The sequence below is a fragment of the Cellulomonas soli genome, from assembly GCF_052036975.1.
GTDB lineage: Bacteria > Actinomycetota > Actinomycetes > Actinomycetales > Cellulomonadaceae > Cellulomonas > Cellulomonas soli_A.
Map to the genome: position 1 here is coordinate 351,504 of NZ_JBQIAR010000001.1, position 20,548 is coordinate 372,051.

Genomic DNA, 20,548 nt, shown 5'->3' on the forward strand with positions numbered 1-20,548 from the left:
GACCGGTGAAACCAGGTCCCGCTTCGCACAACCTGGGTGCAGGGCACCTCGAGGACGAGGCAGACCCGAGAAGAACGACCACCAACGGAGGCGGGACGATGACCACGACGACCGAGCGACGGACGCTCCCCGGCGACCAGACCCAGACCGCGGAGGAGCTCGAGGCCCGCTGGGCCACCGACCCCCGCTGGGCCGGCCTCACCCGGACCCACTCGGCCGCCGACGTCGTCGCCCTGCGGGGCTCCGTCCGCGAGGAGGCCACGCTCGCCCGCAGGGGGGCCGAGCGGCTGTGGCGGCTGCTGCACTCCCGCACGCACGTGCCCGCGCTCGGCGCACTGACCGGCAACCAGGCCGTGCAGCAGGTCCGCGCCGGCCTCGAGGCCATCTACCTGTCCGGCTGGCAGGTCGCCGCCGACGCGAACCTGTCGGGGCAGACCTATCCCGACCAGTCGCTGTACCCGGCGAACTCGGTGCCCGCGGTCGTCCGGCGCATCAACAACGCGCTGCTGCGTGCCGACCAGGTCGAGGTCGCCGAGAACGGCCGTGCGTCCCGCGAGTGGCTCGCCCCCGTCGTCGCCGACGCCGAGGCCGGGTTCGGCGGGCCGCTCAACGCCTACGAGCTCATGCACGCAATGATCGCCGCCGGTGCCGCCGGCGTGCACTGGGAGGACCAGCTCGCTGCCGAGAAGAAGTGCGGCCACCTGGGCGGAAAGGTGCTCATCCCCACCTCGCAGCACGTGCGGACCCTCTCGGCGGCGCGGCTCGCGGCCGACGTGGCCGACGTGCCCACGATCATCGTGGCGCGCACCGACGCGCTCGGCGCCGACCTGCTCACCTCGGACGTCGACGAGCGCGACCAGCCGTTCCTCACGGGGGAGCGGACCAGCGAGGGGTACTTCCGGGTGCAGCCGGGCCTCGACGCGGTCGTCGCCCGGCAGGCCGCATACGCGCCGTTCGCCGACCTGCTCTGGGTCGAGACCGCGACGCCCGACCTGGGCCTGGCCATCGAGTTCGCCGAGCGGATCCACGCGCAGTTCCCCGGCAAGCTGCTGGCCTACAACTGCTCGCCGTCGTTCAACTGGCGCTCCGCGCTCGACGACACGCAGATCGCCCGGTTCCAGCGCGAGCTGGCCGGCCACGGGTACGCGTTCCAGTTCATCACCCTGGCCGGCTTCCACGCCCTCAACCACTCGATGTTCGAGCTCGCCCGTGGGTACTCCCAGCGCGGCATGAGCGCGTACGTCGAGCTGCAGGAGGCCGAGTTCGCGTCCGAGGCCGACGGGTACACCGCCACCCGGCACCAGCGCGAGGTCGGCACCGGCTACTTCGACCGCGTCGCCACCGCGATCAGCCCCGACAGCGCCACCCTCGCGCTCGCGGGCTCCACCGAGACGGCACAGTTCACCCACTGACGCCGCAGCCGCCCACACCCCCACCCTCTCGTTCGACGTCCCCGCCGGCCCCGGCGGAGGAGGAGAGCAGTGCCATGTCCATGACGACGATCGCGTCCTCGCGACCCCGACCCGAACCCCTGCCCGACCCGCGCCGGCCCTCGCTGACCATCACCGGCCCGCGCACCGACACCCTCGACCACGTCCTCACCGACGAGGCCATGACGTTCCTCACCGAGCTGCACACGCGGTTCTCCGGGCGACGGCACGACCTGCTGCTCGCCCGGCAGCACCGCCGCGACCGGATCTCCAACGGCGCCGACCCCGACTTCCTGCCGCTCACCGCGCACATCCGCGCGGACACCTCGTGGCGCGTCGCCGGTCCCGGGCCGGGCCTGGAGGACCGCCGGGTCGAGATCACCGGCCCCACCGACCGCAAGATGACCGTCAACGCGCTCAACTCCGGCGCGAAGGTCTGGCTCGCGGACCACGAGGACGCCATGAGCCCCACCTGGGAGAACGTGCTCGGCGGGCAGCAGAACCTGCACGACGCGATCCGCGGCACGATCGACTTCACCAGCCCCGAGGGCAAGGAGTACCGGGTCGGCTCGCAGACGCCGACCATCGTCTTCCGGCCCCGCGGGTGGCATCTGACCGAGAAGCACCTGCAGTTCACCGACCGCGCCGGCCAGCAGTGCGCGTCGTCCGCGAGCCTCGTCGACGCCGGGCTGTACCTGTTCCACAACGCCGTCGAGCTCGTCGAACGCGGCAGCGGGCCCTACCTGTACCTGCCCAAGCTCGAAGGGCACCTCGAGGCGCGGCTGTGGGACGAGGTCTTCCGCTTCACCGAGACCTACCTGGGTCTGCGGTACGGCACCATCCGCGCCACCGTCCTCATCGAGACCATCACCGCCGCGTTCGAGATGGACGAGATCCTCTACGAGCTGCGCGACCACTGCGCGGGGCTCAACGCCGGACGCTGGGACTACATCTTCAGCGTCATCAAGAACTTCCGGAACCGCGGACCTCGCTGGGTGCTGCCGGACCGCGCCGACGTCAAGATGACCGTCCCGTTCATGCAGGCCTACACCGAGCTGCTCGTCGCGACCTGTCACCGCCGCGGCGCGCAGGCCATCGGCGGCATGAGCGCGTTCATCCCCAACCGGCGACGCCCCGAGGTCACCGAGCGCGCGCTCGCGCAGGTCACCGCCGACAAGCAGCGCGAGGTCGGCCAAGGGTTCGACGGCACGTGGGTCGCGCACCCCGACCTGGTGCCCGTGGCCCGCGCCGTGTTCGACGAGGCGCTCGGCGAGCGCACCGACCAGCGGCACCGCCTGCGTGAGGACGTGCAGGTCACCGCCGCACAACTGCTCGACATCCCCTCCGCGGGCGGCGGCGAACCCGGAGCCGTCACCGACGCGGGCGTGCGCGCCAACATCTCCGTCGGCGTCCGCTACCTCGAGGCGTGGCTGCGTGGCTCCGGCGCCGTCGCCCTCGACGACCTCATGGAGGACGCCGCCACCGCCGAGATCTCCCGCTCGCAGATCTGGCAGTGGGTCGCCCAGGGGACCGTCACCGCCGAGGGGACGCGCCTGACCCGGGCGCGGATCCTCCAGGTGCTCGACGAGGTCGTCGCCGGGCTGCCGCGCGACCCGCAGGACCGTGTTGAGGACGCCGTGGACCTGTTCACGCAGGTCGCGCTCGCGGACCAGTTCCCGACGTTCCTGACCGTGCCCGCCTACACGCAGTACCTGGTGGAGCGGGGCGACGAGGGCTGACCCGAACGGTCTGCGGACGTGGGCCCCGCGCGACGGCGACGTGTCGCGCGGGGCCCACGCGCGTCCTGGGCGGGCGCGCGTAGGTTGCTCGCGTGGGGAGCACCAGCGGGCCTGGGGTCACGTTCCGGCGGTACCGGTCGCCGGGGGATGCCGCCGCGACGTTCGAGGTCTTCCAGTCCGCCATCCGGCAGACCGCGGCGACTGTCTACGCACCTGAGCAGATCGAGGCCTGGGCCGGTCCGCCCGATGTCGACCTGACCGGCTGGGATGCCCGGCGGCGCCAGGCGTTCACCGTGGTGGCGCAGGACGGTGAGGGCGTCGTGGGGTTCGCCGACCTGGTGGGTGACGGCCTCGTCGACATGCTCTTCGTGCATCCCCGCGTCGGCGGGCAGGGCGTGGCGCGCGCCCTGGTCGCCGCGATCACCGACGAGGCGTGGGCCCGTGGACTGCCGGAGCTGCGCACCTTCGCGAGCCGCAGCGCCCGGCCGGCGTTCGAGCGGCTGGGGTTCGTCGTGGTGGCCGAGCGACCCGACAACGCGGTCCGCGGGGTCGTCGTGCCCAACTGGCAGATGCGGTGCCGCCTGGAAGATGGTGCCGAGCACCGCGAGACCGCCGGCGACCTGCCGTTCCGCGGGGACCTCGCCGACGACCAGTTCGGTCGTCCTCGCACTCGTGGGCTACCAGGTCTGGGACGGCTTCCGTGACGTCCGTGAGCTCGTCTGAGCAGCGTTCCCCTGCGGAGGCCGGGGAGTATGCCGCATGCCGTGCCTTCTACCGCGGGCTGCCGCCGACGCGGCGGGTGAGCTCGGCGGCCGCGCGAGCTGTCGCCTCCGCGAGCCGGGGCCAGACCTCTTCGGGGACGTCCGCGCGAGCGAAGGTGACTGCGAGGCCGGCGATCGGGTGGCCGGTGTGGTCGGTGACCGCGCTGGCGACGGAGGCGAACCCGGGGGTGACGTCGCCGTCCTCGGAGGCCCAGCCGGTGCGGCGGGCGTCGACGAGCAGGGTGCGCAGCTCGCTGAGCCGGTGAGGGCCCTTGCCGGTGCGGTCGACGAACGCGTCGGCGTCGGGGAACAGGGCCCTGACCTGGGCGGACGGCAGCGCGGCGAGGATGGCGCGGCCGCTGGCGGTCAGGTGCGCGGGCAGGCGGACGCCGACGTCGGTGACGAGCGGGGCGCGGCGGGGCGCACGTTCCTCGAGGACGTAGAGGACCTCGTTGCCGTGCAGCACGGCCAGGTGGGCGCTCTGGCCGACCTGGTCGACGAGTCGGGCCAGGACGGGACGGGCGGCGCGGGCCAGGGGCGCCTGGCGGGAGTAGGCGGTGCCGAGCTCGAACGCCGTGACACCGAGGCCGTACAGTCGTTCTTCACGCAGATGTACGACGAATCCGTGCTCAGCCAGGACGGTCAGCAGATGATACGTCGTCGAGCGGGGCAGGCCGAGCGCGGTGGCCAGCGCGGCGGCCGGCAGCGGGCCGGTACGGGACAGGTGACGCAGCAGCCGGGCGGTGGCATCGGCGGCGGGGACGTCGGACACCGCGCCTCCTCTCGCCGCTCAGCGTGCGCGCCAGGCCTCCGTGCACCACCCCCAGGTGTGGTGTGTGTGACGACCGCATGACGCGTCTGGTATCCCAGACACTACCTGCGCGTGACCGGTGGCAGCCGTGCCCCGGGGCGGGGTGTCATCGAGGTATGAGCCTGAGCACCACACCCCGCACGGTCGTCGTCGGCGCCGGCCCGGTGGCCCCCAAGGACGTCGTCGCCGTCGCCCGGCACGGAGCCGGCGTGCGCCTCGACGAGGCCGCACTGGCCGGGATCGCCGCGAGCCGCGCGGTCGTCGAGGCGGCCGCCGCCGACCCGGTCCCGCACTACGGGGTGTCGACCGGGTTCGGTGCCCTGGCCACGCGGCACATCGAGCCGTCGAAGCGCGCCCAGCTGCAGCGCAGCCTGGTCCGCTCGCACGCGGCCGGCACGGGCGCCGAGGTCGAGCGCGAGGTGGTCCGGGCGCTCATGCTGCTGCGCCTGTCGACGCTGGCCACCGGGCGGACCGGTGTCCGGCCGTCGACCGCGACCGCCTACGCGGCGATGCTCGACGCGGGGATCACGCCCGTCGTCCGCGAGTACGGCTCGCTGGGCTGCTCGGGCGACCTCGCGCCGCTCGCGCACTGCGCGTTGGCCCTGCTCGGCGAGGGCGAGGTCCGTGACGCGTCGGGGACCCTCATGTCGGCAGGGGAGGCGCTGGCGACGGCGGGCATCGAACCGGTGGTGCTCGCCGAGAAGGAGGGTCTGGCGCTGATCAACGGCACGGACGGCATGCTCGGGCAGCTGGTGCTCGCCTTGTACGACCTGGACATGTTGATCCGTACAGCTGACGTCGCGGCGGCGATGAGCGTCGAGGCCCTGCTCGGCACCGACGCCGTGTTCGCCGCCGACCTCCAGGCGCTGCGCCCGCACCCCGGGCAGGCGGCGTCCGCGGCGAACCTGGTCGCGCTGCTGCACGGCTCGGCGATCATGGCCAGCCACCGCGGCCCGGAGTGCACCCGGGTGCAGGACGCGTACTCGCTGCGCTGCGCGCCGCAGGTGCACGGAGCCGCACGGGACACCGTCGAGCACGCCCGCGCGGTCGCCGGGCGCGAGCTGGGCTCGGCGGTCGACAACCCGGTGATCACGCCCGACGGGCGCATCGAGTCGAACGGCAACTTCCACGGCGCACCCGTCGCGTACGTGCTCGACTTCCTGGCGATCGCGGCCGCCGACGTGGCGAGCATGTCCGAGCGGCGCACCGACCGGTTCCTCGACGTGGCCCGCAACCACGGGCTGCCGGCGTTCCTTGCCGACGACCCCGGCATCGACTCCGGGCTGATGATCGCGCAGTACACGGCCGCCGGGATGGTCTCGGAGATGAAGCGCCTGGCCGTGCCGGCGAGCGTCGACTCGATCCCGTCGTCCGCCATGCAGGAGGACCACGTGTCGATGGGCTGGGCGGCGGCCCGGAAGCTGCGCCGCGCGGTCGATGCGCTGGGCCGTGTGCTGGCCATCGAGGTGTTGACCGCTGCGCGCGCGATCGACCTGCGTGCTCCGCTCGTCCCCGCACGGGCGACGGGGGCCGTGCGGGACCTGGTGCGGGCGCACGGCGTGCCCGGGCCTGGTGCCGACGCGTGGCTGTCGCCGCACCTCGAGATCGTCGCCGACCTGGTGGCCTCCGGTGCCGTGGACGCCACAGCCCGCGAGGTCGTCCCGCTTCGCTGACCACCTCACCGTCGTTGCGCACCCCGCACCCGGCCCGTACCCCGCCCCGCACCCGCCTCGATCCCACCCCGACCCCCGGAGGACCCCGATGTCCGGACCTCGCCCCGTCCGCGCCCCGCGCGGCACGCAGCTCACCGCCCGCTCCTGGCAGACCGAGGCGCCCCTGCGGATGTTGATGAACAACCTGGACCCGGAGGTCGCCGAACGACCCGACGACCTGGTCGTCTACGGCGGCACCGGCCGCGCCGCCCGGTCCTGGGACGCGTACGACGCGATCGTGCGCACCCTCACCACGCTCGGCGACGACGAGACGCTGCTGGTGCAGTCCGGCAAGCCCGTCGGCGTGCTCACCACGCACGAGTGGGCGCCGCGCGTGCTGCTGGCCAACTCGAACCTGGTGGGGGACTGGGCGACGTGGCCCGAGTTCCGCCGCCTCGAGCAGCTCGGCCTGACCATGTACGGGCAGATGACCGCCGGCTCGTGGATCTACATCGGCGCGCAGGGCATCCTGCAGGGCACGTACGAGACGTTGGCCGCGGTCGCCGCCAAGCGGTTCGGCGGCACGTTGGCGGGCACGCTCACCGTGACGGGCGGGTGCGGTGGCATGGGCGGTGCGCAGCCGCTGGCGGTCACGCTCAACGGCGGCGTGTGCCTGGTGGTCGACGTCGACGCCGCACGCCTGCACCGACGGCAGCGCGAGCAGTACCTGGACGTCGTGGCCGACGACCTGGATGCTGCCCTCGCCCTGGTCGAGGTCGCGCGGACCGAGCGACGGGCGCTGTCGGTCGGCCTGACGGGCAACTGCGCCGCCGTGCTGCCCGAGCTGCTGCGGCGCGGTGTCGAGGTCGACGTCGTCACCGACCAGACCTCCGCGCACGACCCGCTGTCGTACCTGCCGCTCGGCGTCGAGGTCGACGACTGGGCCGACTACGCCCGGCGCGCCCCGGAGGAGTTCACCGACCGGGCGCGTGCGTCGATGGCCGTGCACGTCGAGGCGATGGTCGGCTACCTGGACGCCGGCGCGGAGGTCTTCGACTACGGCAACTCGATCCGCGCCGAGGCGCAGCGCGGCGGGTACGAGCGCGCGTTCGACTTCCCGGGGTTCGTGCCGGCGTACATCCGGCCGCTGTTCGCGCAGGGCAAGGGGCCGTTCCGCTGGGCGGCGCTCTCGGGCGACCCGGCCGACATCGCCGCGACCGACCGCGCCGTGCTCGACCTGTTCGAGGACGACCACCTGCACCGCTGGATCCGTGCCGCGCAGGACAAGGTCGCGTTCCAGGGCCTCCCGGCACGCATCTGCTGGCTGGGGCACGGCGAGAGGGACCGCGCCGGGCTGCGGTTCAACGAGCTCGTCGCCTCCGGCGAGGTCAGCGCGCCGATCGTCATCGGCCGCGACCACCTCGACTCCGGGTCCGTCGCCTCGCCGTACCGGGAGACCGAGGCGATGGCCGACGGGTCGGACGCGATCGCCGACTGGCCGCTGCTCAACGCGCTCGTCTCGGCCTCGTCCGGCGCGACGTGGGTGTCGATCCACCACGGCGGCGGCGTCGGCATGGGCCGCTCGATCCACGCCGGGCAGGTCAGCGTCGCCGACGGCACCGAGCTCGCGGCCCGCAAGCTCGCCCGCGTGCTGGCCAACGACCCGGCCACCGGGGTGCTGCGGCACGTGGACGCCGGGTACGCCCAGGCCGAGCAGGTCGCCCGTGACCACGGGCTGCGCGTGCCGATGACCGAAGGGAACCTCGCATGAGCACGGCCCTCGCCCCCGAGACGGCTGCCGCGTTCCGGGCGGCCTGGCGTGATCTGGCCCCGGTGGGACGCGCCACGACCGGCGGCTACCAGCGACTGGCGTGGACGCCCGACGACCTGACCCTGCGGGAGTGGTTCGCCGCGCAGGTCGTCGCCCGCGGCCTGGACCTGGTGGAGGACCGCGCCGGCAACCAGTGGGCGTGGTGGGGTGACCCGGACGCCGACGGTCCCGGAGTGGTGACCGGCAGCCACCTCGACTCCGTGCCCGGCGGCGGCGCGTTCGACGGCCCGCTCGGGGTGGTCAGCGCCCTGGCCGTAGTCGACGAGCTCCGTGCGCGCGGTGTCCGCCCCGCCCGCCCGCTCGGCGTCGTGTGCTTCACCGAGGAGGAAGGCGGCCGGTTCGGCGTCGCGTGCGCCGGTTCGCGTGTGCTCACCGGGGTCATGAGCCCGGACCGGGCGCTCGGACTGCGCGACACCGGCGGCACGACCCTGGCCGACGCGCTGCGCGCCGCCGGACGCGACCCGTCGACGCTCGGCCCCGACCCGCAGGCCCTCGCCCGCGTCGGCTCGTTCGTCGAGCTGCACGTCGAGCAGGGCCGCGCCCTGGTGCACACCGGCGACCCCGTCGGCGTCGGGCGGGCCATCTGGCCGCACGGCCGGTGGCGCGTCGACCTGCACGGCCGCGGCGACCACGCCGGCACGACACCGCTGGCCGACCGGGACGACCCGATGCTGGCGTTGGCCGCCCTCGTGCAGGAGGTCCGGATCGCCGCGCTCGAGGCCGGTGCGCTGGCCACCGTCGGCAAGGTCGTCGTCGAGCCGAACGGCGTCAACGCGATCCCGTCGCTGGTGCGCGCCTGGCTCGACGTGCGCGCCGACGAGGAGCCCCGCGTGCGGCAGGTGCTCGACCAGCTACGCGGGTACACGCCCGTCGAGGAGTCGTGGACCGGGCCGACCGTGCTCGACGCCGACCTGTCCGACACGGTGGCTGCCGCCCTCGGTGACGCCGGGCTGACACCCCCGACGATGAGCACAGGAGCCGGGCACGACGCCGGGATCCTCGCCGCGGCCGGTGTGCCGACCACGATGCTGTTCGTGCGCAACCCCACGGGCGTCTCGCACGACCCCGCCGAGGACGCCGACGAGGCCGACTGCCTGGTGGGTGTCGGTGCGCTCGCGGCGGCGCTGACCCGGCTGGTGGGGGACCGGTCGGCGTGAGCGGGCAGTCGGCCGACGCGGCGGCGGGCACCACCTACTGGTGCCCGGCCGCCTGGCTGCCGCACGGGCTCGCGCACCGCGTCCGCGTCGAGGTCACCGGCGACCGGATCACCGCCGTCACCCCCGATGTCGACGCCGCGCCGCAGGACGTCCGGCTGCCCGGCGTCGTGCTGCCCGGTCTGGCGAACACCCACTCGCACGCGTTCCACCGGGCGTTGCGCGGGCGCACGCACGGCGACGGCGGCACGTTCTGGACCTGGCGTGAACGCATGTACGCGCTGGCCGGCACGCTCACCCCCGAGACGTACCTCGACCTGGCGCGCGCCACGTACGCCGAGATGGCGCTGGCGGGTGCCACCGCGGTGGGGGAGTTCCACTACCTGCACCACGCGCCCGACGGTCGCTCGTACGCCGAGCCGAACGTCATGGCCGAGGCGCTGCGCGAGGCAGCCCGGGACGCCGGGGTGCGGGTCACCCTGCTCGACACCTGCTACCTGGCCGGGGGAGTCGAGCCCGGGACGGGCGCGCCCCGGCCGCTAGTCGGCGCGCAGCGCCGGTTCGCCGACGCGGACGTCGAGGCGTGGGCCGCGCGCAGCGGCACGATCAGAGCAGACGCGCACCTGCGGCCGGCCGCCGCCGTGCACTCCGTGCGGGCCGTCACCCGCCGCGACCTGGTGGCCGTGGCCGACGTCGTCCGCGACCGGGGCGTCCCGCTGCACGTGCACGTCTCCGAGCAGCCGGCCGAGAACACCGAGTGCCTGGCCGCGCACGGCACGACCCCCACGGGGCTGCTGGCCGAGACCGGCGCGCTCGGACCGGCCACCACCGCCGTGCACGCCGTACACCTCACCGCCGACGACATCGCCCTGCTGGGCTCCGCCCGTGCCGCTGTCAGCGTCTGCCCGAGCACCGAGCAGGACCTCGGCGACGGCCTCGCACCGGTCGCGCGCCTGCATGCCGCCGGTGTGCGCCTGTCCGTCGGCAGCGACCAGCACGTGCTCACCGACCTGCTCGGCGAGGCCCGGCTCGTCGAGATGCACGCGCGCCTGGCCGACGGCACCCGCGGGTTGCTCAGCCCCGCCGACCTGACGGTGCTGCTCACGGCCGACGGGCACACCACGCTCGGTGACGCCGGCGCCGGGCGCATCGAGGTCGGGGCACGGGCTGACCTGGTCGCCGTGCGGACCGACACCCCTCGCACGGCCGGGGCGTCACCCGGGCAGATCGTGCTGGTGGCCGGTTCGTCGGACGTCGACACGGTGATCAGCGGCGGCGCCGTGGTGGTCAGCGGCGGCGTGCACCGGCTCGGGGACGTCGGCAGGCTGATGGGTCAGGCCGTCGACGCGGCATGGTCCGCAGCAGACGGGGGAGGGCGATGACGGCGCACCTGGTCACGGGCATCGGCGAGCTCGTCACGTTCGACCCCCGGTACGAGGGCCCGCTCGGCCTCGTCGAGGACGCCGCCCTCGTCATCGCCGACGGGCGCATCGCGTGGACCGGTCGGTCCGCCACGGCCCCCGCCGCCGACACCCGGCAGGACCTCCACGGCGCCGCCGTGCTGCCCGGGTTCGTCGACTCGCACACCCACCTGGTCTTCGCCGGCGACCGCTCCGCCGAGTTCGAGGCCCGCGCGGCCGGTCGGCGGTACACCGGCGGCGGCATCGCCACCACGGTCGCCGCCACACGTGCCGCCAGCACCGAGCAGCTCACCGCCGACGCCCGCGCCCTCGCCGCCGAGGCCCGCCGTCAGGGCACCACGACCCTGGAGATCAAGAGCGGGTACGGCCTGGACATCCCCACCGAGGAACGCCTGCTGCGCGTGGCCGGCACCCTGACCACCGAGACGACGTACCTCGGTGCGCACGTGGTCCCCGCCGGTGTCGACCGCACCGACTACCTCGCCCTGGTCACCGGCCCCATGCTCGCCGCGTGCGCACCCCTGGCCCGCTGGGCCGACGTGTTCTGCGAACCCGGATCACCCGTCGCGTTCGACGAGGACGAGTCCCGCGCGGTGCTCACCGCCGCCGCCGCAGCCGGCCTCGGTCTGCGCGTGCACGGCAACCAGCTCGGCCCCGGCCCCGGAGCACGCCTGGCCGTCGAGCTGGGCGCCGCCAGCGTCGACCACTGCACCCACCTGAGCGACGCCGACGTCACAGCGCTCGCGGACACCGCCCCGCACGGTGGACCGGTCGCCACGCTGCTGCCCGGCGTCGAGCTGAGCACCCGGTCGCCGTTCCCGGACGCCCGCCGGCTGCTCGACGCAGGGGTCGAGGTCGCGCTCGCCACCGACTGCAACCCTGGCACCTGCTACTCCACGTCGATGCCGCTGATGATCGCGCTCGCGGTCACCCTCATGGGCATGACCACGGGCGAGGCCGTCCGTGCGGCCACCCTCGCGGGGGCCCGGGCGCTGCGCCGCGACGACATCGGCCACCTGCGGGTCGGTGCCCGTGCCGACCTGTGCGTGCTCGACGCCCCCAGTCACACCCACCTCGCCTACCGCCCCGGCGTGCCCCTGGTGCGGACCCTCGACCTCCCAGCCACCGTCGGGCGGGCCGGAGACCGCTGACCTGCCCTCGTGCCGCAGCCGTGCCGACTCGGCGCCGCCCGCCGCACCCTCGCCGTTCCGCATGCCGACGAGCAGCACCACCACGAAGATGGGCGCCATGGCCACCGTCCCCGTCACGTCGCCGGCCGTCCCGGCACCCGTGCTCGTCACCGGCGGCACCGGCACCCTCGGCCGCGCCGTCGTGCACACGCTGCTCGACCAGGACCAGCCCGTCCGGGTGCTCAGCCGACGGCCCCGGTCCGCCCTTGCGCCAGAGGCAGTCGAGTGGGTGGTCGGTGACCTGCTCACCGGGGAGGGCCTCGACGACGCGGTCGCCGGGGTGCGCGCGATCGTGCACGCCGCGACCGACCCGACTCACCCGCAGGACGACGTCGAGGCGGTCGCCCGCCTGCTGCTGGCTGCCCGCACCGCGCACGTGCCGCACCTGCTGTACCCGTCGATCGTCGGTGCCGACCTGATCCCGTTCCGCTACTACGACGCCAAGGTCGAGGCCGAGCTGCTCGTGGAGCACGGCGGTGTGCCGTGGACGATCCTGCGGGCGACGCAGTTCCACGACCTCGTCGTCTCCATGCTCGGCCCGCTGTGCGCCGGACCGGTGGCCGTCGTCCCGGCGGGCACCTCGGTGCAGCCGGTCGACGTGCGCGACGTCGCCGCCCTGCTCGTGGCCCTCGTCGACGCCGGACCGTCCGGGCGGGTGACCGACCTGGGCGGGCCCGAGGTCATCGACTCGACCGAGCTGGCGGCCATGTACCTCGACGCGCGCGGGCTGCGGCGCAGCGTGCAGGCGGTGCCGTTCCCCGGGTCGATCGCCGCGGCGTACCGGTCCGGTGCCCACCTGACGCCCGAGCACGCCGATGGCATCGGCACGTTCGCGGAGCACCTGGCGCATCGCCGCTGGTGAACCGCGGTGCTGCGACGCCCACAGCGGGACTCAGCCGATTCCCAGCGAAAAACCCCTTGGCGGCCGCGCAGGCCCGTCGTAGCGTCGTCCGCACACGGGAAGGAGGTGGTCCAGGACATGAAGTACTCCAGGACGCGTGAGGTGACTGTCCGCTAGTCGCCCGAGCACTCGGACGGACTCGTCTGATCCGCCCGTGGCCCCGCCGGTGATCCGGCCGGGCGACGAGCGAGTACAGGCAGTCACCGCAGCCCGTGGGAGCCGCGACCTCGTCCTTCGCGGCAGGGCCCCGTCAGGGGTCCGGCCCACGGGCTGTTCCCTGCCCGGGACACGACGGAGGCCGCACGCCGGTCGTGCGCGTGCGGCCCCCGGGGCCAGTCCGTTGCTGGTCGTCAGCCGGTCAGCAGGAACTCACCAGCCCCACTCGCTGACCTCCGTCTGCACGAGCTTCCCGTCGGTCACCGCGTAGGTGATCCAGAAGTCGTAGTCGTCGGTCTCGACCGGCGACTCGGCGGGCCAGTACTCGGCGGCCGGGAGGGTGTAGGACACGGTCGCCTCACCCGAGACGTGCACGAGGATCTCCTCGGGCGACTCGAACGTCGTCTCGAACGTCGGGTCACCATCGAGCGTCCACGTGATGGCGGTGGCCTCGTCCTCGCGGTACTCCCAGATGTCGAGCCCGCACGTCTCGACGGTGAGGGTCCCGGCCCCGATGCAGTCCGCCGTCAGGTACTCGGTGGAGGCCTCCTCGAGCTGCGAGGTGGCCTCGTCCGTGAGGGTGTAAGCCAGCTCCTCGTCGACGTCGAGGTACGACGAGGAGTAGTCGCTCGGCCATTCGACGGTCACGTCGACCGACGAGCTGGTCAGGAGGTCCTCGGAGCCTTCGGGCACGGGCAACGACAGGGTGTACGTGCCGGGCAGCGCCGAGAACACGCTCATGTCACGCAGGTCGGTCTCCACGCCGTTGACCAGCACCGACGTGGCGTCCATCGGCAGCGCCGCGTACACGTCGACGTCGGGGATCGCGGGCGAGACGAGCACCCACCGGTCGAACAGCAGGAACGCGTGGCCCTGCCGCGTCAGCTGCAGCTCCTGCGTGACGGTCGCGCCGTCCTGCTTCGACTCCACGGTGACCCAGGCGTCGTCGCCGCTGGTCCGCACGTCGGTCACGTGACCGCCGGTCGGGCGGTTCTCGACGGCGCCGTAGACGTCGTCCGTCAGCAGGGTGCGCTGGTCGGTCGGCAGGTCCGGGTCGGCCAGCGCCAAGGCGTCCGAGGCCCGACCGTCCTGGATGGCCTCGACGTACGCCATGGCGGGCGCCTCCGGGCTGAAGAACACCGACGAGACGACGGCGCGTGCACCGAGCAGACCGCCCAGCACCACGACCGCACCGAGGATGCTGAGCGTGACGATCCGTGCGGTGCGCTGGTCACCGGTCGGCGCCTCGGCGGGTGCCTGCTGGGCGTCGGCGGCATCGCGTCCGGTGGCGCGTGCGTACAGGCCCGGCAGTGCCGGGACCAGGCTGACGACGGCAGGGGCCACGACACGTTCGGCGGCCTCGATGACCAGACCCCAGAACGCGGCCAGAAGGATGGTCAGGAAGCTGATGTGCACGGCACCGCTGTCGGTGTCCACCAGGTCGCCCCCGGTCGACAGCCGCACGGAGGTGACGATCGCCGCCAGACCGGTGACGGCGACCAGCACGGCGGGCGTGACCCACGCGTCGCCCCAGCCGCGCCGACCCGAGGCGAGGAACCCCCGCACGGCCGCGACCAGCACGGCGACGAGGACGAGCGCGACGCAGGCCCACAGACCGGCCGGGGTGCCGTCGGAGAACAGCGAAGCCGTGTGCTCGCCGCCGTCGGCGATGCTGCCGCTGGACGTGAGGCCACCGAACGCGCCGAGGGACAGGGCGTAGAGCGTCGCGTTGGGCAGCAGGGTGAGCAGCAACGCGATCGTCGTGGTGACACCGAGCTTGATGACGCCGACGACGCCGCCGACGACCGCGACCAGCACCGTGCTGACGGCACCCGCGGTGAGCAGGTTGCCCAGCGTGGCGCTCACCGCACGGGGCACGGCGAACCCGAGGCGTCGGCTGTCCGGGCCGCGGCGCGTCGTGGCCGAACCGAGCGCAGAACCGAGCGTGCCGATGAGGAACCCGCCGAGGAGCGTCCCGACGGGTGCGGCACCGATCTTCAGGTCCGCGGTGACGAACACCGCGTCGACCGACCAGGTCAGCCGCACGAGCGCGGCGAGGAAGGCCCCGCCGACGCCCAGGATCGCCCCGGTGACGAGCGCGTCACGCCACCGTTCCTTGGCGGTCCGGTCAGCGCGTCCGCGCAGCCGCGTCCAGACGGCGACCGCGGCCAGCGCGACGAGGGTCAGCGTGAGCGGGACGACCGTGAGCTGCAGCGACATCGCCTCGTAGCCGTAGGCGGAACCGCTCGAGTGCAGAGGCCCGAGCAGGGCCGCGCCGGCCAGCACGAACGGCAGGCTGAGCAGAGCGCCGTCGGGCAGCGCGCTGCTGCCGGAGACAGCGGCGACGAGTGCGATCGAGGCGACGAACGCGACGATCAGCGTGGCGGCGTACGCGAGACCGGCTGCGGCGGCGGGCAGGGCCAGCACGCCGAGACCCGGGCCGCCGGCGCTGACGGGAGGCGGCACGGCCCCGGGGTGGCCGTTCGGCGGGACCGGGCCGTACTGCTGGCCGGTCGGCGGGACGGGCCCGTACTGCTCGCCGGTCGGCGGGACCGGGCCGTACTGCTGGGCGGTCGGCGGCACAGGGCCGAACTGCGGTGCGGGCGGAACCGGCCCGTACGCGGGTGCCGGCGGCGCAGAAGGAGCGGGTGCCGGCGGTGCCGCGACGTCGGCCGGGGCGGTGGCCTCGGCTGCTGCCTGCGGGACGCCCCGGGCGGGTGTGGTCACCGCGGCCTCGGTGGGCGGTGTCGCGTCCGGTTCCGGCATGGTCATCAAGAATCTCCTCGGTGGTGTCGGTGGCCCCACCCGCAGGCAGAGAGCCGGCCATGTATATCGCATCTGGCGAGGCTCCCGAGGGGCGCCTGTGCATGACGTGCTGCCCGGCCGAATATCTCCGGAAGGTGCACGGGGTGCGACATCGGACGCATTTCCTCGCAGCATTGTGTTCGTGCTGGTCGGGGCGCGATCGCCGCCTGGCGGACCTGCTGCTCCGCCAGGCCTCGAGGTCGCTGACGGGCGGTTTCACACGGCGTCACCAGGGCTCGGCTGCCTGTGCACAACTCGAGCGCGCGAGGCGCACCGTGTGGTAATGCCGCCAATGATGGAGGGTCCCGATTCACCCGATCACGCATTGCGCTGTGCGCGGGATCACACCACCCCGACTATTCTCCGAGGCCTCGTAGGACGAGCAGACCGCACGTCCGCGCGAGCCACTATCGTGCGCGGATGACGTTCCCGCGCATTCTTCGACCGGTCCGCCGCACGGCCCTCGGACCGGTCGTGGGGACCCTGGCGTCGACGGTGGCGCTCACCGCCTGCGGGCCGGCGGCAGACCCGGCGCCGAGCGCCACCACCCCCACCGCATCCTCCGGCAGGACCTCGAGCACACCCACGGCGGCAACCACGACCACCCCCACGGTCGCCCCGTCCGAGGCGCCACCCACGGCACCTGCCGCAGCCCCGACGGACCCTGCCGGGTTGCCCGCCGGCGGCACCGCCGACTACCAGCTCGGCGGCGCGTACCCGCCGCCCCCCGGCACCACGATCGTCGCCCGCGACTCCACCGAGTCACCCGCCGCCGGCACCTACGGCATCTGCTACGTCAACGGCTTCCAGTCGCAGCCCGGCGACAGCGACCGGTGGGCCGCCCGCGGCCTCCTGCTGCTCGACGACACCGGCGAGCCCGTGGTCGACGACGGGTGGCCCGACGAGATGCTGCTCGACACCTCGACCGAGCACACCAGGGCCGGCATCGCCGACGAGTTGTCCACCGAGCTGGCCCGCTGCGCCGCCGCAGGGTTCGACGCCGTCGAGTACGACAACCTCGACTCGTGGACCCGGGCCGACGGCCGGCTCACGCAGGACGACGCCGTCGCCCTCGCCACGCTGCTCGTCCGCGCCGCGCACGACCTCGGTCTGGCCGCCGCGCAGAAGAACACCCCGCAGCTCGGAACCGCCGGCCGGGACACCATCGGGTTCGACCTGGTCGTCGCCGAGGAGTGCCTGACCTACGACGAGTGCGCCGCCTACACGGACGTCTACGGCCAGGACGTCATCGACATCGAGTACGTCGACGCGGGGCAGGACGCCGCCGACCTCGCCGCCCAGGTGTGTGCCGCCCCCGGGCGCCCGGCCCGCCTCGTCATCCGCGACCACGACCTGGCACCCGCTGGCTCGGCGGGTCACGCGTACGCGGCCTGCCCGTCCACATCCGGAAGATGACAGGCTGACCCCCGTGAGCCTCAAGACCCCCGCCGAGATCGACGCCATGCGCCCTGCCGGCAAGTTCGTCGCCGGCGTCCTGACATCCCTGCGCGAGATCGCCCGACCCGGCCTGACCCTCAAGGACCTCGATGCGCACGCGCACCGGATGATCCGTGACGCCGGGGCGCACTCCGTGTACCTCGGGTACCACCCGTCGTTCGGCGCCATCCCGTACCCGGGGGTGCTGTGCACCTCGGTCAACGACGCCGCGCTGCACGGCCTGCCCTCGGACCACGTGCTGGCCGACGGCGACGTGCTGAGCATCGACTTCGCCGCGCAGGTCCACGGCTGGGTGGCCGACTCCGCGCTCACGTTCCAGATCGGCACGCAGACCCCCGACGCCCGCCGCCTCATCGAGACCACCGAGAAGGCCCTCGCCGCCGGGATCGCCGCCGCCCGACCGGGTAACAAGATGGGCGACATCTCCGCCGCGATCGGCGCCGTGGGCCGCGCCGCCGGGTACGGCATCAACGCCGACTTCGGCGGGCACGGCGTGGGTCGCACCATGCACGAGGACCCGCACGTGCCCAACTTGGGCCGCCCCGGCTCCGGCCTGAAGCTCAAGCCCGGCCTGGTCATCGCCATCGAGCCGTGGTTCATGGCCGGTGGCGACGGCTACGTCATCGACCCCGACGGCTGGACCATCCGCACCGCCGACGGCTCCTTGGCCGCGCACGCTGAGCACACCATCGCCATCACCAAGGACGGACCGGTCGTCCTGACGGCCCGGTAGCGATCAGGCTCTCGTCGGGGCCCGCAGTCCAGGGCGAACCCGTAAGGTCGCGGGCGTGAGCACCGACGGCGAGCAGATCCACGTGGTCAGCGACCTCCACCTGGAGGTGCCGGAGGTCGACTGCCCCACGGAGCGAGCGTCGACGATGCTCGCCGACCTCAACCAGCTCACGGATCGCGCCGACGTGGGCGCCTGGTGCTGCACCGGCGACACGACGACCTACTCGAGCCCCGCCGAGCACGCCGCCTTCATCGACTGGTGGCGTGCTCTCGAGAAGGGCACGGCGGGGTCGGCGATCGTTCCCGGCAACCACGAGCTGCTCGGCAACGGTCGGGAAGTCGACCCCCTGGTCGACCTGGTGACGCCCGCGCAGTGGGCCGCCGCCTACGCGGGGATCGGTGTCCTGGCCGAGAACTACGTCGTCGACGTCGGCTCCCGGCTGCGGCTGCTGTGCCTCTCGCCGTCGCCCGGCGCGTCCGGGTCGCAGCACCGCCTCACGGTGGACGCCTCGACGCTGGCGTGGTGCGACGAACGGATCGACGAGACGTCCCGTTGGTGCGCGGTGCTGTTCCACGCCCCGCTGGTGCACTCGGTGAACCCGAGCCCCGCCGACGACCGGTACCTGTCCTCGTCCGAGCCCGACTGGCACGCCCACGACGACGGTGACTCCACGATCGCAGCGATGATCGCCCGCCACCCGAACTTCCGGGCGTGGATCAGCGGCCACACCCATTCGCCGGTCGGTGCGCCCGATGTCGTGAAGCGGATGACATACGGCCAGGTGAGCTTCGCGGCGATCTCGGCCGGAAGCGCGCACCCGATCGGGCCGGGGCCGTCGAGCTCGGTGCGGGTCAGCTTCTTCGCCGACCGGGTCGACGTGCGGCACCGGGACCACGAGGCTCGTCGGTGGGGCGCGCCGGTCCAGGTCACCCTGCCCTGACCAGCTCGCCGCGGGCTCGGCCGGGTCGCGCTGCATCGACGGCCGACGGCACCCGTCATCTGCCGGTCACACGCGCCGCCTACGCTCGCTCCCGTGGACGTGGCGGTGCTGGGTGCGACAGGGGACGTCGGCCGACAGGTGGTGACGCGGCTCGTCGACAGCCGTGTGCTGCCGACCAGCTCACGGTTGCAGCTGGTCGGGCGGCCGGACGGTTCGTCGGGGCGTGCGGTGCACGGGCTGCGCGCCGACCTCATGGACGCGTACGACGAGCACGCACCGCTGCTCGACGTGGCGCTGCGACCGCAGGACGTCGTGGCCGACATCGTCGTCATGGCCGCCGGCCGCACCAACCCGGCCCGCCCGGGCGTCACGCACGACCGGTCCGCGCTCGCCGAGGCCAACGTGCCCGTGTTCCGCGCGTACGCCGAGGCGCTGGCCGAGCACGGGTCCGGGCACGAGGTCGTCGTCGTGGTCACCAACCCCGTCGAGCTGGCCGTCGGGGTGCTCGCCGAGACGCTCGGCCGGCACCGCGTCATCGGCATGGGCGCGTGGCTCGACACCCTGCGGTTCCGCCGGGAGGTCGCCGTGCAGCTGGGCGTGCGCCGGCACCGGGTCGGCGGGTTCGTCGCCGGGCAGCACGGCGAGGACATCGTGCCGTTGTGGTCGAGCGTGCGGATCAGCGGGCTCGACGTCGACGAACGCCGACGGGCTGTCGCGCGGCTGCGCGGCGGGCGCACCCTCGACACGTTCCCCACCGAGATCGCCGACGCCAAGTCACGGCTCGCCGCCCTCGCCGAGCACGACATCGGTGCAGCGTTCGCCCTCATCGACACGTGGCCCGCCGACCTGCAGACCGCGGCACGCCCCTGGATGACGCACCAGTCCGGCGCGAAGACCCCCGCCGGCACCGCCGCCGCCACGGCCGACCTGGTCGCGACGATCCTCGACGGTCGCGACATCGTCGTGGCCGGTCAGGTCGCCCTCGACGGTGAGGTCGCCGTGGGTGGCCGTCCGGTGCACGGGGTCCTCGGGGTGCCCGTCGTGCTCGGGTCGGAGGGGTGGACCCGGGTGCTGCTCGATGAGCTCGCCCCCGACGAGGACGCCCGGCTGACCGGCGTCGTCGAGCGGATCGCCGCCGGCGTCGACCCGTACCTGCGCGGCGAGACCCGACCGACGGTGGCCCCGACGGCCGACGCATCCGCGGTGCCCGCCGCGCCGGACCCGACGCCGGACCTCGCGCCGGGCACCGACCCCGACGACACCCGCTGGGTTGCACGCATCGACACCGACCACCGCACCGGGGCCATCGCAGCGCTCGCGGCCGTGTTCGCCACCCGCGGCGTCAACGTCGACTCCCTGCGCACGGATGACACGGCGGACGGTGCGGAGGCCGGCACGGTCGTCGTGGCGTTCCGGGCCGACGAACGCAGATGCCGGGTGCTGGTGCGTTCGCTCGAGCGACTCGCCGTGGTCCGCACGGTCGACGTGCGGGTTGCCGACGCGTGACCGTGGCCCGCGCTGTCCGACCCCGGTCGGCATCCGCGGGATCTGGTCCCGCGTGATGAC

General features: G+C 73.9%; 15 protein-coding genes. 13 read left to right on the forward strand and 2 right to left on the reverse strand.

The genetic code is table 11. The annotated features are described in order from the left end of the window. Positions 1 to 98 precede the first annotated feature (98 nt). The 3 genes from aceA (at position 99) to ACTHAM_RS01655 (ending at position 3,873) form a co-directional block, all read left to right on the forward strand. Positions 99 to 1,412, forward strand: coding sequence for an isocitrate lyase (gene aceA, locus ACTHAM_RS01645; protein ID WP_440684019.1), 1,314 nt, complete (start codon positions 99 to 101; stop codon positions 1,410 to 1,412). An 80-nt stretch (positions 1,413 to 1,492) separates the two neighbouring features. Next, positions 1,493 to 3,169, forward strand: a complete 1,677-nt coding sequence (gene aceB / locus ACTHAM_RS01650) for a malate synthase A (protein ID WP_440684184.1) — start codon at positions 1,493 to 1,495, stop codon at positions 3,167 to 3,169. A gap of 92 nt (positions 3,170 to 3,261) precedes the next feature. After that, a complete protein-coding gene (locus ACTHAM_RS01655) occupies positions 3,262 to 3,873 on the forward strand; it encodes a GNAT family N-acetyltransferase (RefSeq protein WP_440684020.1) in 612 nt (203 codons plus the stop codon). A gap of 67 nt (positions 3,874 to 3,940) precedes the next feature. Here the strand turns inward: ACTHAM_RS01655 and ACTHAM_RS01660 are convergent, their stop codons facing one another. Next, positions 3,941 to 4,702 carry an IclR family transcriptional regulator gene (locus ACTHAM_RS01660; protein ID WP_440684021.1) on the reverse strand — a complete coding sequence of 254 codons (762 nt, stop codon included), beginning with the start codon at positions 4,700 to 4,702 and terminating at the stop codon, positions 3,941 to 3,943. Positions 4,703 to 4,857: 155 nt separating this feature from the next. On the opposite strand from ACTHAM_RS01660, the gene hutH reads away from it, so the two are divergent. From hutH to ACTHAM_RS01690, 6 genes are all read left to right on the forward strand, one after another. After that, a complete protein-coding gene (gene hutH / locus ACTHAM_RS01665) occupies positions 4,858 to 6,414 on the forward strand; it encodes a histidine ammonia-lyase (protein WP_440684022.1) in 1,557 nt (518 codons plus the stop codon). An 88-nt stretch (positions 6,415 to 6,502) separates the two neighbouring features. Next, complete coding sequence (gene hutU / locus ACTHAM_RS01670; protein ID WP_440684023.1) at positions 6,503 to 8,164, forward strand: urocanate hydratase; 1,662 nt, start codon at positions 6,503 to 6,505, stop codon at positions 8,162 to 8,164. After that, on the forward strand, positions 8,161 to 9,381 hold the full coding sequence (locus ACTHAM_RS01675) for an allantoate amidohydrolase (RefSeq protein ID WP_440684024.1): 1,221 nt from the start codon (positions 8,161 to 8,163) through the stop codon (positions 9,379 to 9,381). Before hutU ends, ACTHAM_RS01675 begins: the two co-directional genes overlap by 4 nt. Next, entirely contained in the window at positions 9,378 to 10,760 is a 1,383-nt protein-coding gene (locus ACTHAM_RS01680) for a formimidoylglutamate deiminase (protein WP_440684025.1), read from the forward strand. The genes ACTHAM_RS01675 and ACTHAM_RS01680 overlap by 4 nt, the downstream gene beginning before the upstream one ends. Next, on the forward strand, positions 10,757 to 11,950 hold the full coding sequence (gene hutI / locus ACTHAM_RS01685; protein ID WP_440684026.1) for an imidazolonepropionase: 1,194 nt from the start codon (positions 10,757 to 10,759) through the stop codon (positions 11,948 to 11,950). Before ACTHAM_RS01680 ends, hutI begins: the two co-directional genes overlap by 4 nt. 61 nt (positions 11,951 to 12,011) lie before the next feature. After that, entirely contained in the window at positions 12,012 to 12,851 is an 840-nt protein-coding gene (locus tag ACTHAM_RS01690) for an SDR family oxidoreductase (protein ID WP_440684027.1), read from the forward strand. Positions 12,852 to 13,259: 408 nt separating this feature from the next. On the opposite strand, the gene ACTHAM_RS01695 is transcribed toward ACTHAM_RS01690, so the two are convergent. Beyond that, positions 13,260 to 15,818 carry a hypothetical protein gene (locus ACTHAM_RS01695; protein ID WP_440684028.1) on the reverse strand — a complete coding sequence of 853 codons (2,559 nt, stop codon included), beginning with the start codon at positions 15,816 to 15,818 and terminating at the stop codon, positions 13,260 to 13,262. Positions 15,819 to 16,271: 453 nt separating this feature from the next. Between ACTHAM_RS01695 and ACTHAM_RS01700 the strand changes: the two genes are divergently transcribed. The 4 genes from ACTHAM_RS01700 to ACTHAM_RS01715 all read left to right on the forward strand — a co-directional run bounded on the left by ACTHAM_RS01700 (position 16,272) and on the right by ACTHAM_RS01715 (position 20,488). Beyond that, positions 16,272 to 17,267, forward strand: coding sequence for an endo alpha-1,4 polygalactosaminidase (locus ACTHAM_RS01700; protein ID WP_440684029.1), 996 nt, complete (start codon positions 16,272 to 16,274; stop codon positions 17,265 to 17,267). Between the two features lie 13 nt (positions 17,268 to 17,280). Continuing rightward, positions 17,281 to 18,042, forward strand: a complete 762-nt coding sequence (map, locus tag ACTHAM_RS01705; RefSeq protein WP_440684030.1) for a type I methionyl aminopeptidase — start codon at positions 17,281 to 17,283, stop codon at positions 18,040 to 18,042. 55 nt (positions 18,043 to 18,097) lie between these two features. Further along, entirely contained in the window at positions 18,098 to 18,982 is an 885-nt protein-coding gene (locus tag ACTHAM_RS01710; RefSeq protein WP_440684031.1) for a metallophosphoesterase family protein, read from the forward strand. A gap of 93 nt (positions 18,983 to 19,075) precedes the next feature. Beyond that, positions 19,076 to 20,488: a lactate/malate family dehydrogenase gene (locus ACTHAM_RS01715; RefSeq protein WP_440684032.1), complete on the forward strand. Its 1,413-nt coding sequence runs from the start codon at positions 19,076 to 19,078 to the stop codon at positions 20,486 to 20,488. Positions 20,489 to 20,548: the final 60 nt, after the last annotated feature.

What these genes read in the sequence shown, in the direction of transcription:
- aceA (WP_440684019.1), top strand. Translation starts at nt 99, where the DNA reads ATGACCACGACGACCGAGCGACGGACGCTCCCCGGCGACCAGACCCAG.
- aceB (WP_440684184.1), top strand. Translation starts at nt 1,493, where the DNA reads ATGACGACGATCGCGTCCTCGCGACCCCGACCCGAACCCCTGCCCGAC.
- hutH (WP_440684022.1), top strand. Translation starts at nt 4,858, where the DNA reads ATGAGCCTGAGCACCACACCCCGCACGGTCGTCGTCGGCGCCGGCCCG.
- hutU (WP_440684023.1), top strand. Translation starts at nt 6,503, where the DNA reads ATGTCCGGACCTCGCCCCGTCCGCGCCCCGCGCGGCACGCAGCTCACC.
- ACTHAM_RS01675 (WP_440684024.1), top strand. Translation starts at nt 8,161, where the DNA reads ATGAGCACGGCCCTCGCCCCCGAGACGGCTGCCGCGTTCCGGGCGGCC.
- hutI (WP_440684026.1), top strand. Translation starts at nt 10,757, where the DNA reads ATGACGGCGCACCTGGTCACGGGCATCGGCGAGCTCGTCACGTTCGAC.
- ACTHAM_RS01690 (WP_440684027.1), top strand. Translation starts at nt 12,012, where the DNA reads ATGCCGACGAGCAGCACCACCACGAAGATGGGCGCCATGGCCACCGTC.
- ACTHAM_RS01695 (WP_440684028.1), bottom strand. Translation starts at nt 15,818, where the DNA reads ATGACCATGCCGGAACCGGACGCGACACCGCCCACCGAGGCCGCGGTG.
- ACTHAM_RS01700 (WP_440684029.1), top strand. Translation starts at nt 16,272, where the DNA reads ATGACGTTCCCGCGCATTCTTCGACCGGTCCGCCGCACGGCCCTCGGA.